Consider the following 12,237-nt stretch of genomic DNA (forward strand, 5'->3'; position numbering starts at 1 on the left):
TCATCTGCGGATACAGGTGCCGTCTACCCAAGACACACGTGTCGAACGTTACGGGCGGGACGGGACGAAGATGGATGAACCGGGCGATCGCCTACGCTTGCCCCATGGCGGCAATCCTGAACTGGTGGGACGGCGTCGAACTGTGGCTGACCGGGCTGCCGTTCGTCGTGCAGACCGCGGTGGTGATGCCGGTGGTGCTGGCGCTGGCCTATGGCAGTGCGTTGGTCCTCGACGGCGCGCTGGGCTGGGGAATCACCGGATTGCACCGGCTGCGCCACGCCCCGGCCGACGAGGTGGAATCCGAGTGAACGGTATGCCTCGCTCACGTGTCACGCTGATCTTGGTGATCCTGGTTGTCCTGGTCATCGTGATGTGGTTGCTGACCCGCTAGCCGGGATGCAAATCGCTCGCCGGGCGCGACGCCGGAATTCTGTTATTCTTCGCGCCATGCAATCAGCGTCCGGCAAGACTGAGAGCCATGTCTTGGCTCTCATTGCCGTGGGTTCATGCGCTGTTGCTGACGTCGCCTGTTGTCGCTGACTCCAACCCGTCCGCGGTTTGGTGTCGGTGGCGATAGCTCTACGCCCGGATACTTTTCTTCGCCTTTCCGCATGACGGACCTCGCATTGTCCGCTGTCCGCAAGAAAGGTCATCAGTGCCCGTTTACAAGTCCAACCTCAGTAAGTTCTGGCGAACCGCCACCGTCCTGGCCACCACCGGCGTGCTTGCCGTCGGCTGCGGTGGCGGTGCCAGCGATGTCGCCGGCGGTGACAACGGCGCTGCGGGCGCCGACACCACCCTGACGCTCGTCGCCTACGCCGTGCCCGAGCCGGGCTGGAGCAAGATCATCCCGGCGTTTGCCGCCACCGAAGAGGGCAAGGGTGTCGCGGTGACGACGTCGTACGGCGCGTCGGGCGACCAGTCCCGCGCCGTCGCCGACGGCAAGCCGGCTGACATCGTGAACTTCTCGGTGGAGCCCGACATCACCCGGTTGGTCAAGGCCGACAAGGTGGCCGATGACTGGAGTGCGGGCAACACGAAGGGCATCCCGTTCCGTTCTGTGGTGTCATTGGTGGTGCGCAAGGGTAACCCCAAGGGCATCAAGGACTGGGACGATCTGTTGCAGCCCGGGCTCGAGGTCGTCACCCCGAGCCCGCTGAGTTCGGGTTCGGCCAAGTGGAACCTGCTGGCCCCGTATGCGGCAAAGAGCAGCGGTGGCAAGGATTCGGCGGCCGGGCTGGACTTCGTCAACAAGCTGGTGACCGAGCACGTCAAGACCCGTCCGGGTTCGGGCCGTGAGGCCACCGACGTGTTCCTGCAGGGCACCGGCGACGTGCTGATCAGCTACGAGAACGAGGCGATCAACGTCGAGCGGCAGGGCAAGGACGTCGAGCACGTCAACCCGCCGCAGACCTTCAAGATCGAGAACCCGGTGGCCGTGGTGAAGACCAGCGCCCACGCCGACAAGGCCAAGGCGCTGGAGAACTTCCTGTTCACCGCCGAGGGGCAGAAGCTGTGGGCCGAGGCCGGCTTCCGTCCGGTCGATCCCGCGGTGGCGGCGAACTTCACCAAGGACTTCCCGACGCCGGAGAAGCTGTGGACGATCGCTGATCTCGGCGGATGGAAAGAGGCCGACCCGGCGTTGTTCGACAAGGAGAACGGCTCGATCACCAAGATCTACAAGCAGGCGACTGGATGACTTCAGTAGCGCAGACCGATGCAGCCGAACCTGGTTCGGCTGCGCCCGCGCCGGGGGATTCCGCCCCCGGCGCGCGGCCCGGTCGCTACGGCAGCACGTCGCTGCGCGTAGGTGCCGCCTCGATCTGGCTGAGCGTCATCGTGCTGCTGCCGCTGGCGGCGATCCTGTGGCAGGCCGCCGGCGGCGGGTGGAACGCCTTCTGGCTGGCTGTCACCTCCAATGCGGCCCTGGAGTCGTTCCGGGTGACGCTGACCATCTCGGCCGGCGTCACGGTGGTGAACCTGGTCTTCGGCCTGATCGTGGCCTGGGTGCTGACTCGTGACGACTTCCCCGGGAAGCGGCTGGTCGACTCGGTGATCGATCTGCCATTTGCCCTGCCGACGATCGTGGCCAGCCTGGTGATGCTGGCGCTGTACGGTCCGGCCAGCCCGGTCGGGCTGCACCTGCAGCACACCAAATGGGGTGTCGGCGTCGCGCTGCTGTTCGTCACGTTGCCGTTCGTGGTGCGTTCGGTGCAGCCGGTGCTGTTGGAACTTGACCGCGATGTGGAGGAGGCCGCCGCGTCGCTGGGTGCCAACACCTTCACCATCCTGACCAAGATCATCCTGCCTGCGCTGCTGCCGTCATTGCTGTCAGGGGCCGGGTTGGCGTTCTCCCGCGCCATCGGCGAGTTCGGGTCGGTGGTGCTGATCGGCGGCGCGGTTCCCGGCGAGACCGAGGTGTCCTCACAGTGGATCCGGACCCTGATCGAAAACGACGACCGCACCGGAGCCGCGGCGATTTCCATTGTGCTGCTCGTGATCTCGTTCGTGGTGCTGTTCGTGTTGCGGGCCGTGGGCTCGCGGGCGGCCAAACGTGAGGAGCTTTCGGCATGACGCTCTCACCGCCCGTGCGTTACCTGCTGCGCTTCCTGGCACTGGCCTACGTGGCGGTGCTGGTGGTGGTGCCGGTCGGGCTGATCCTGTGGCGGACCTTCAGTCCGGGGATCGGAGCGTTCTTCACGTCGGTGGGAACGCCGGCGGCGATATCGGCGCTGCAGCTGTCGTTGTTGGTCGTGGCGATCGTGGTCCCGCTGAACGTGTTGTTCGGTGTGCCCACGGCCTTGGTGTTGGCGCGCAACCGGTTCCGCGGTAAGAGCGCTCTGCAGGCGATCATCGACCTGCCGTTCGCGGTGTCGCCGGTGGTGGTCGGCGTCGCGTTGATCCTGCTGTGGGGTTCGGCCGGGCTGCTCGGCTTCGTCGAGAACAACCTCGGATTCAAGATCATCTTCGGAATCCCCGGCATCGTGCTGGCCAGCATCTTCGTCACGGTCCCGTTCGTGATCCGTGAGGTCGAGCCGGTGTTGCACGAGATCGGCACCGATCAGGAGGAAGCCGCCGCGACGCTGGGGTCGACCTGGTGGCAGACGTTCTGGCGGATCACCCTGCCGTCGATCCGATGGGGCCTGACGTACGGCATCGTGCTGACCATTGCCCGCACGCTGGGGGAGTTCGGTGCGGTGATCATGGTGTCCTCGAACCTTCCGGGCGCTTCCCAGACGCTGACCCTGCTGGTGGCCGACCGCTACAACCGCGGCACCGCCGAATCGGTGTACGGGGCGTACGCCATCTCGACATTGCTCATGGTGGTGGCCGTGGTGGTCCTGGTTGTCCAGGTGATCCTCGACCGACGCCGAACCAAGGCCGCGCAGTAGGCCGAGAAGGAGACTAGAGCTATGACCGACGCGATCGTGGTTCGGGGCGCCAACAAGCATTACGGCGAGTTTGCGGCGCTGGACAACATCGACTTCGAGGTGCCGTCAGGTTCGTTGACCGCACTGCTGGGCCCGAGTGGCTCGGGCAAGTCCACGCTGCTGCGCGCCATCGCAGGGCTGGACCAGCCCGACACCGGGACCATCACCATCAATGGACGCGATGTCACCGGGGTACCGCCGCAGCGCCGCGGTATCGGGTTCGTGTTCCAGCACTATGCGGCGTTCAAACACCTGACGGTGCGCGACAACGTGGCATTCGGCCTCAAGATCCGCAAGCGGCCCAAGGCCGAGATCAAGGAGAAGGTCGACAATCTGCTCGAAGTGGTGGGGCTGGCCGGTTTCCAGACCCGCTACCCGAACCAGCTCTCCGGTGGTCAGCGTCAGCGCATGGCGTTGGCGCGGGCATTGGCGGTGGATCCGCAGGTGCTGCTGCTCGACGAGCCCTTCGGCGCGTTGGATGCCAAGGTGCGTGACGACCTGCGTACCTGGCTGCGCCGCCTGCACGACGAGGTGCATGTCACCACCGTCCTGGTGACCCACGACCAAGCCGAGGCGCTGGATGTGGCGGACCGGATCGCGGTGCTCAACAAGGGGCGCATCGAGCAGGTCGGCTCGCCGACCCAGGTGTACGACGAGCCCGCCAATGCGTTCGTGATGTCGTTCCTGGGAGCGGTCTCGGAGCTGAACGGAATCCTGGTGCGTCCGCACGATATTCGCGTCGGGCGCAACCCGGAGTTGGCCGTGGCCGCCGGCGACGGCACCGCCGAGGTCACCGGGGTGCTGCGGGCCACGATCGACCGGATCGTGATGCTGGGCTTCGAGGTGCGCGTCGAGCTGACGAGCGCCGCAACCCATGTGCCGTTCACCGCACAGATCACCCGCGGCGACGCCGAGGCGCTGGGGCTCCGTGAAGGCGACACGGTCTACGTACGGGCGACACGGGTTCCGCAGATCGCCGGGGCAGTGCAGGTCGCGGTCGAAGCCAGCGAGGATGAGGCGCTGACCGTCAGCTGAGTCGGTCAGGCCCCATCCATCAGGCCAGGGTCAGGAACAGTCTCTCCAACTCGGCGACGTCCATCGTTTCGTCGCTCTCGCCGGTGATGCACTCCCGTAGACCGGTGGCGACGATCTTGAATCCGGCGCGGTCCAGGGCTCGGGACACCGCGGCGAGCTGGGTGACGACGTCCTTGCAGTCACGACCCTGCTCGATCATGGCGATGACGCCCGAGAGTTGGCCCTGGGCGCGGCGGAGCCGGTTGAGGATGGCGGAGATCGATTCTTCGTCGCAGATCATGTTGTCCCCCTTCGGGGTTCGTTGCGTTGGCTTTCATCATACCCACCCGGGTATGCGGTTCGGGTCATGTTGTCGCAGCGGGAGGGCCGAAAAGCCAGCGCAGCGGACACCATCCCAATCGGGCACAGCTGAGGTTGCCGAGGCCGGCCAGCACCGTCAGGCCGGCCGCGGTGAGCCCGACGGCGGGGTGGATCTCCTGTCCGAGGATCAGCGAGGCCATGAGCAACACGAACCAGCCGAAGGCCCGCCGCATCGCGTCAGGGTCGACGTGCGCGGTCAGGCGGGTGCCCAGCAGGCTGCCCAGCACCGCCGCGGCGGTGACCGCGCCGGCAATCGTCCAATCGATCGGCACGGTGCTCAGATGCCCGGCCAGACCCGCGACCGAGTTCATCGTGATCACCAGCAGTGACGTACCCACCGCGATGGGCATCGGCAGGCCGCCCAGCAGCGCCAGCGCGGGCACCACGAGGAATCCGCCGCCGGCGCCCACGGTGCCGGTCACGAGCCCGACCCCCAGGCCCATGAGCAGGATCTTGACCACCGGCATGGTGCGGGCCGCCGGTTCGCATGCCGTGCGGCCCTTGATCATTGCGATCCCGGTGGCAACCATCACCACCGTGAAGGCGACCAGCAGCACCGATCCGGCGACGACATAGCTGAGCAGGCCGCCCAGGTAAGCGCCGACCATCCCGGCCGCGCCGAACAGCAGGCCACTGCGCCACTGCACACGCCCGGCGCGGGCATGCGACAGGGTGCTGACCGCGCTGGTGACCCCGACGACCAGCAGCGAGGTGGCGATCGCCTGCTTGGCCTCCATGCCGGCCACATAGGCCAGCAGCGGAACGGTCAGGATCGAGCCGCCGCCGCCGAGGAGTCCCAGGGACACCCCGACCAGGACGGCCAGCGCGACAGCCAGGGCGATCATGCCGACGCGCCGGAAGGTGCCCGCTTGGAGCCGGTCAGTTGCTCGACGACGCTCTGTGCGTCACAGGACACGCCCCGGTTGTACGGCAGCTTGGCCAGCATCATGCCCATCGCGCAGGTGTTCGTCAGCGCCGCGGTGGTCAGCCCGGCCCCGATCGCGCCGGCGACCCATTTCAGCTTGGGTGCCGCGATGCTGCCCAGGACGCTGCTGAGCACGATCGAACCCGCGACCAGGCGTACCTGACGTTCCAGATCCCACCGTTGAGCGCCCCGACGGACGCCGAATCCCTTGTCCTGCCAAGCAGTCATGCCGCCGTCGAGGATCGAGACATTAGGCAGACCGGCCGCGCGCAGAGTCTGTCCGGCGGTGCTGGCCCGCTGTCCCGACCGGCACACCAGCACGACGTCCTCGTCGAGATGCTGAGCGATCTCGTCGCGGTGTTCCTGCAACAGATCCAGCGGAACGTTGTAGGCGCCCGGGATGTGCGCGGTTTCGAACTCGCCGGGGGTGCGGACGTCGATCACCCGCGGGCCGGTCCCGGCCTGCTTGCGCTCGTTCAGTTCTGCGGCGTCGATGATCGACGAGGTGGACATCAGGCCAGACCTTTCAACATCAGGTTCCAGTACATGGCGGGCAGCCCGTACTTCTTGAGGTACCAGTACGGCCGGTGCGGCTTCACCGGATCGAGCAGGGGGAATGAGGGTTTGAGGGCGAAGTCGTAGTCGAACTCGGCCAGCAGCATCTCGCGTGAGGACGTGACGATCGGGCAGGACGCGTAACCGTCGTAGGCCTCCGGCAGCGGGCGTCCGCTGAGGACCGCGCCGATGTTCTCGACGACCGCAGGCGCCTGCTTGCGAATGGCCGCACCGGTTTTCGAGTTCGGGGAGGATCCGGCATCACCGAGGGCGAACACGTTGGGATACCGCACGTGCTGCATCGTGTGCTTGTCGATGTCCACATAACCGTTGGCGTCTCCGCCGACATGGCTCGTGGACAGCGGGCTGGACTTGATCCAGTCCGGTGCCGACTGGTGCGGGACCGCGTGCAGCATGTCGTACGGCAGCACGAGGTCGGTACCCGCGTCGCCGTTACCGACGTTGGTGACGGTCACCTTGCGCGACGCCGAATCTATCGACCGCACTTCACTTCCGGTGTGCAGCTGGATGCCGTAATCGGCGATGACCTTGTCCAGGTTGTCGGCGATAGCGGGGATGCCGAAGATCCGTGGGGTGGGGACCACCAGGTGCACGTCGATGTTGTCGAGCACGCCCTGGCGCCGCCAGTGGTCGCAGGCCAGGTAGGCGATCTTCTGGGGTGCACCGGCGCATTTGATCGGCCCGGCCGGCATGGTGAACACCGCGGTTCCGGACCGGGTTTCGCGGATGAAATCCCAAGTACGCGGGGCCAGATCGACGCGGTAGTTCGACGAGACACCGTCCTTGCCGAGGGTGTCGGTAAGGCCCTCGGTGCGGTCCCAGTCCAGCTGGATGCCGGGGCACACCACCAGCACCTCGTACGAGTACGTCACGCCGTCGGAACAGGTGACCGTGTTGGCCTCGGGGTCGACGGCCGTCACCGCGCTCTTGATCCAGGTGGCCCCGCGCGGCATCACCGAGGCCTCGGTGCGCTCGGTTTCGGCGGCCGTGGCCTGGCCGCCGCCCACGAGTGTCCACAACGGCTGGTAGTAGTGCTTGTCAGACGGTTCGATGATCGCCACGTCGGTGTAGTGCTTGCGCAGTAACCGGGCGGCTACGGTCACTCCGGCCGTGCCGCCGCCGATGATGAGGATCTGATGCCTGCGTGGGGTGGACATGCTTGTTGTATTTTCCTGTCTCTCAGACGTTTTGGACACCGGACACCCATGCGCCGTAACCACCGAGGATGTCGCTGACATCGGTGAAGCCACGCTGGCGCAACAGGCTGGCCGCCACCGATGAACGGTAGCCGCCGGCACAGTAGACGACGGTCGGGCGGGCCGGGTCCAATTCCGCGGTCCGTTCCGGCAGCTGACCCACCGGGATGTTGACCGCGCCAGGAATCATGCCCGCCTCGGTCTCGCCCGGATTGCGCACGTCGACGATCTGCAGATCCGCGACCGAGGTGGCCCGTTCGGCGAAGGCGGTGGCTGTCAACCGTGAGGCGACCGTCACATCGTCGCGGTGCTCGAACATGGTCCGTTCCGGGTCATCCAGGTAGCCCAGCACCCGGTCGAATCCGATGCGGGCCAGCCGGTTCTTGCCCTCACGTTCCTCGCCCGGGTCGGTGACCAGCACGATGTCGGCGTCGGGCTTGATCACCGAGCCGGCGAACTCGGCGTAGCGCCCGGCCAGGCCGATGTTGATCGCGTTGCGCAGGTGGCCCATGGCGAATTCCTCGGGGCTGCGGCCGTCGACCAGCACGGCGCCGCCGGCCACGGCGTCGGCGGTCTGACCGTAGTCCAGCGCCTCCGGCATCGCCTCCTCGTCCAGCAGGGCGCGGTCCTTGCGGTTGAGAATCGCGTCGTACACGAAGTAGCCCGGGGCCGGCGGCTGTCCCGCCGTCACCAGCTCGATGAAGGACTGCTTGTCGGGTGCGCGCAGTGCGTAGTTGGTCTGCTTCTGCTCGCCCATGGTGGACGACAGCTCGGTGGACAGGTTCTTGCCGCAGGCAGAGCCCGCGCCGTGGGCCGGGAAGATCCGGGTGGCATCGGGCAGCGGCAGCAGCTTCTCGTGCAGCGAGTCGTAGAGCTTGTCGGCCAGCTCGTCGCGGGTGAAACCGATCGAGGCCAGCAGGTCGGGCCTGCCGACGTCCCCGATGAACAGGGTGTCGCCGGTCAGCACCCCGTAGGGCACGACATCATCGGCGCGTTCGTAGACCACGATGCTCATGGACTCCGGGGTGTGGCCGGGGGTGTGGCGGAACTCCAGCGCCACCTCTCCCAGTGAAATGCGTTGGCCGTCTTCAACTCCCATGTGATCGAACTCGGGCTGGGCGACCGACGAGTACACGATCTGGGCGCCGGTGGCCTCGGCCAGTTCGAGGTGGCCGGACAGGAAGTCGGCGTGGAAATGGGTCTCGATCACGTGGGTGATCTGCAGGCCGAGCTTGTCGGCGTCGGCGACGTACTCGGAGACGTCGCGCTGCGGGTCGACAACGACGGCGCGACCCGACGCCTCGTCACCGATCAGGTACGACGCGTGCGACAGACAGTCCAGGTAGTACTGGATGAACTTCATTGTTCAGCTCCTAGGTGGACGGTGAACTATACCTACGGGGGTATACCGATACGGCCGACTATACCCCTAGGGGTATGGCAGTCAAGCTGACAAAGGCGCCCCCGGGCGTGGCCCGGGGGCGTGATTGTTCTGAGGGCTGCGGGATCAGGCGGCAAAGCCGGCGCTGCGCGCGGCCAACGCCTCTTCATAACGATCGAGCACGGTGGCCGCGACCAGGCGGTGCGGACCAAGCGGTTCTGCCATCGGAATACCTGCGGCACAAGCGAATTCGGAAACCCTGTCGGTGATCCGGCCGTGTGCCAGGAACCACGGGGCGATCACCAGGCGCCGCGCGCCGCGGTGGTGCAGACGACCGACCGCTTCGGGCAGCGAAGGGTTCTGCCCTGTGGCGAAAGCCACGTGGGTACCGGCCCACCGGGTGCCTTCGGCCAACGCGCCGGCCAGGGCGGCGGTACGCGCGTTGGCGGCCGGATGGGACGAACCCACCCCCACCAGGATCACGCCCAGGTCGGCGTCGAAGCGGGATACTCCCACCGCGGTCAGCCGCTCCCGCACCACCTGCAGCAGGCGGGGGTCGTCGCCGAGCACGTCGGCCTGGGTCACCTGGTTGCCCGAGTCGGCGATCAGCTCGGGAATGTCGATCCGCGCGTGATAGGCGCTGCCCAGCAGCAATGGCACCACGATGGCGCCGGGCTCCACACCGGTCAGCACCTCGGTGAGATTGGGGGTGTTCTGCTCGCAGAACGCCACCCGGACCTCAGTGTCAGGCAGGAGGCGGCGCAGATGGCCGCCGATGGCGTGCGCGTTCGCCGACGAACGCGGATCCGCGCTGCCGTGTGCTGTGAGAACGAGCGTCACAGATACCTCACGAGGCGTGCAGCCCGCACTCCGTCTTGGCTTGTCCGGCCCACCGGCCGCTGCGCGGATCGGCCCCCTCGGCCGGCTTGCTGGTGCACGGCGCGCACCCGATGGACGGGTAGCCGTCGTAGACGAGCGGATTGACCAGGATGTCGTTGGCCTCGATGTAGGCCTGCATGTCCTCATCGGACCAGGCCGCGATCGGGTTGATCTTCACCAGGCCGAAGGCAGCGTCCCAGCTGATCAGCGGGGCGTTGGCGCGCGTCGGCGCCTCCACCCGGCGGATCCCGGTGACCCAGGCGGTGTAGCCCGCCAGGGCCTTGCTGAGCGGTTCGACCTTGCGCATCCGGCAGCACGCCGCGGCGTCACGGGCGAACAGGTCCTTGCCGTGCAGCTCGTCCTGCTGGGCAACCGTGTTCTCGGGATGGACGTTGACCACATTCACGCCGTACACCTGCTCGACGGCGTCACGGGTGCCGATGGTCTCGGCGAAGTGGTAGCCGGTGTCCAGGAACAGTACGTCGACGCCCGGGCGCACCTTGGCCGCCATCTCGACCAGGACGGCGTCCTGCATGTTGGAGGCCACCACGTAGTTGCCGCCGAAGTGCTTGTCGGTCCAGCGCAGCAGCTCTTCGGCGCCGGCGTCGGCCAGGTCGGCCGCGCCTTGCTCGACCAACTCGATCAATTCGGCTTCAGTCAATGTGCTCATCTCGCGATCTACCTCAAGTCCGCCTCGTCGGCCCGAACGGCCCACTGAGCGAAACGCTCATTGCCCTCGCGTTGTTTCACGAAATTGCGCACAATCCGCTCGATGTAATCGCCGAGCTCGGTGGCCAGCACCTTGTGCTGGCGCAGCTTGCGTCCGAAACCGCTGTCCAGGCCGAGGCTGCCGCCGAGGTGGACCTGGAAGCCCTCTTCGGGACCGTTGCCGTCGTCGACCATCTGGCCCTTGAAACCGATGTCGGCGACCTGGATGCGGGCGCACGAGTTGGGGCAGCCGTTGATGTTGACGGTGATCGGCACGTCCAGCTCGGCGTTCAGATCACCGAGCCGGGCCTCCAGCTCGGGGACCAGGTGCTGAGCACGACCACGGGTGTCGGCGAAGCTCAACTTGCAGTACTCGATGCCGGTGCAGGCCATCAGGTTCTGCCGCCAGTGCGACGGCTGCGATTGCAGCCCCAGTTCGTCCAGGCCGGCGCGCAGCGCATCGACCTTGTCATCCGGCACGTCGAGGATGATCAGCTTCTGGTACGCGGTCATGCGGGCCCGGTCCGAACCGGCGGCCTCCATCAGGTCGGCGACCTTGGTCAGGATGGTGCCCGAGACGCGACCGGCGATCGCGGAGACGCCGACGGCGTTGAGGCCGTTGCGGATCTTCTGCACGCCGACGTGGTCGACGGTGTGCGGCACCTGCTCGGGCGCGGGGCCGTCGTGCAGCTTGCGGTGCAGGTACTCGGTTTCGAGAATCTCCCGGAATTTCTCTACACCCCAGTCCTTGACCAGGAACTTCAGCCGCGCCTTCGAGCGCAGCCGGCGGTAGCCGTAGTCGCGGAAGATCCCGACCACGCCCGCCCAGACGTCGGCCACCTCCTCCAACGGCACCCACACGCCAAGGCGCTGAGCCAGCATCGGGTTGGTCGACAGGCCGCCGCCGACCCACAGATCCAGCCCGGGACCGTGCTCGGGGTGGTTCACCCCGATGAACGACACGTCGTTGATCTCGTGGGCCACGTCCTGCAGGCCCGAGATCGCGGTCTTGAACTTGCGCGGCAAGTTGGAGAACTCCGGATTGCCGATGTAGCGCTCTTCGATCGCGCGCAATGCCGGGGTGGGGTCCAGGACCTCGACCAGCGAGTCGCCTGCCAGCGGGGACCCCAGCATGCCGCGCGGGCAGTCGCCGCAGGCCTCCATGGTCTGCAGGCCGACCTCGTCCAGGCGGCGCCACACCTCGGGGATGTCCTCGATGCGCAGCCAGTGGTACTGCAGGTTCTCGCGGTCGGTGATGTCTGCGCTGTCGCGGGCGAAGTCCACCGAGATCTGTCCGAGCGTGCGGATGGCCTGCGCCGACATCGCCTTGCCGTCGGTGCGCACGCGCATCATGAAGTACTCGGCCTCGAGCAGGTCGGCATTGTCGTCACCGGTGAAGGTGCCGTCATAGCCTTCGGTGCGCTGCGTGTAGAGGCCCATCCAGCGGAACCGGCCGCGCAGGTCGTCCTTGGCGATGCTGGCAAAGCCGTCGCGCGAGTAGACGTTCAGGATGCGGTCCCGCACGTTGAGCGCGTCGTCTTCCTGCTTGAACTGCTCGTTGTGGTTGAGCGGCTCGCGGTTGCCCAGCGCCCACTGGCCTTCGTCGCGGGGGCGCTTGGCGGGCCGATCGGCCTTGGCGGGTGCCTCGGGGGTGGTCACTGTTGTGCTCCTTGGAGAAAGGAGCTGGCGTATGGACCGCGCAGATCACCGGTGGCTGTCCGGCGGCGCAGATCCGGTGCCAGCTGA

Annotated in this window: 14 protein-coding genes; 6 read left to right on the forward strand and 8 right to left on the reverse strand. The window is 66.8% G+C overall.

What is annotated here, in order from left to right:
* Positions 1-104: 104 nt before the first annotated feature.
* The 6 genes from BN2156_RS02055 (at position 105) to BN2156_RS02075 (ending at position 4,466) form a co-directional block, all read left to right on the forward strand.
* Positions 105-308, forward strand: a complete 204-nt coding sequence (locus tag BN2156_RS02055; protein ID WP_090431635.1) for a hypothetical protein — start codon at positions 105-107, stop codon at positions 306-308.
* A 139-nt stretch (positions 309-447) separates the two neighbouring features.
* The gene (locus BN2156_RS31480) at positions 448-540 is read left to right on the forward strand and encodes an Ms4533A family Cys-rich leader peptide (protein WP_407661586.1); all 93 of its coding nucleotides are present in this window, start codon (positions 448-450) and stop codon (positions 538-540) included.
* A gap of 115 nt (positions 541-655) precedes the next feature.
* Positions 656-1,699, forward strand: coding sequence for a sulfate ABC transporter substrate-binding protein (locus BN2156_RS02060; RefSeq protein ID WP_090509713.1), 1,044 nt, complete (start codon positions 656-658; stop codon positions 1,697-1,699).
* Entirely contained in the window at positions 1,696-2,574 is an 879-nt protein-coding gene (gene cysT, locus BN2156_RS02065) for a sulfate ABC transporter permease subunit CysT (protein ID WP_090509715.1), read from the forward strand. The genes BN2156_RS02060 and cysT overlap by 4 nt, the downstream gene beginning before the upstream one ends.
* On the forward strand, positions 2,571-3,392 hold the full coding sequence (gene cysW, locus BN2156_RS02070) for a sulfate ABC transporter permease subunit CysW (protein ID WP_090509719.1): 822 nt from the start codon (positions 2,571-2,573) through the stop codon (positions 3,390-3,392). The genes cysT and cysW overlap by 4 nt, the downstream gene beginning before the upstream one ends.
* A gap of 21 nt (positions 3,393-3,413) precedes the next feature.
* Complete coding sequence (locus tag BN2156_RS02075; protein WP_090509722.1) at positions 3,414-4,466, forward strand: sulfate/molybdate ABC transporter ATP-binding protein; 1,053 nt, start codon at positions 3,414-3,416, stop codon at positions 4,464-4,466.
* A 19-nt stretch (positions 4,467-4,485) separates the two neighbouring features.
* Here the strand turns inward: BN2156_RS02075 and BN2156_RS02080 are convergent, their stop codons facing one another.
* The 8 genes from BN2156_RS02080 to BN2156_RS02115 form a co-directional block, all read right to left on the reverse strand.
* Positions 4,486-4,746, reverse strand: a complete 261-nt coding sequence (locus BN2156_RS02080; protein WP_066898264.1) for a metal-sensitive transcriptional regulator — start codon at positions 4,744-4,746, stop codon at positions 4,486-4,488.
* A 64-nt stretch (positions 4,747-4,810) separates the two neighbouring features.
* Positions 4,811-5,671: a sulfite exporter TauE/SafE family protein gene (locus BN2156_RS02085; protein ID WP_090509727.1), complete on the reverse strand. Its 861-nt coding sequence runs from the start codon at positions 5,669-5,671 to the stop codon at positions 4,811-4,813.
* Positions 5,668-6,264, reverse strand: coding sequence for a rhodanese-like domain-containing protein (locus BN2156_RS02090; RefSeq protein WP_090509729.1), 597 nt, complete (start codon positions 6,262-6,264; stop codon positions 5,668-5,670). Before BN2156_RS02090 ends, BN2156_RS02085 begins: the two co-directional genes overlap by 4 nt.
* Positions 6,264-7,484, reverse strand: a complete 1,221-nt coding sequence (locus BN2156_RS02095; RefSeq protein WP_090509732.1) for an NAD(P)/FAD-dependent oxidoreductase — start codon at positions 7,482-7,484, stop codon at positions 6,264-6,266. Before BN2156_RS02095 ends, BN2156_RS02090 begins: the two co-directional genes overlap by 1 nt.
* Before the next feature lie 22 nt (positions 7,485-7,506).
* Positions 7,507-8,886, reverse strand: a complete 1,380-nt coding sequence (locus tag BN2156_RS02100; protein ID WP_090509735.1) for an MBL fold metallo-hydrolase — start codon at positions 8,884-8,886, stop codon at positions 7,507-7,509.
* Positions 8,887-9,030: 144 nt separating this feature from the next.
* Entirely contained in the window at positions 9,031-9,744 is a 714-nt protein-coding gene (locus BN2156_RS02105; protein WP_090509737.1) for a sirohydrochlorin chelatase, read from the reverse strand.
* Positions 9,745-9,751: 7 nt separating this feature from the next.
* Entirely contained in the window at positions 9,752-10,453 is a 702-nt protein-coding gene (locus BN2156_RS02110; protein ID WP_090509740.1) for a phosphoadenylyl-sulfate reductase, read from the reverse strand.
* Between the two features lie 8 nt (positions 10,454-10,461).
* The gene (locus BN2156_RS02115) at positions 10,462-12,150 is read right to left on the reverse strand and encodes a nitrite/sulfite reductase (protein ID WP_090509743.1); all 1,689 of its coding nucleotides are present in this window, start codon (positions 12,148-12,150) and stop codon (positions 10,462-10,464) included.
* Positions 12,151-12,237 lie beyond the last annotated feature (87 nt).

Source organism: Mycolicibacterium neworleansense (assembly GCF_001245615.1).
Lineage (GTDB): Bacteria > Actinomycetota > Actinomycetes > Mycobacteriales > Mycobacteriaceae > Mycobacterium > Mycobacterium neworleansense.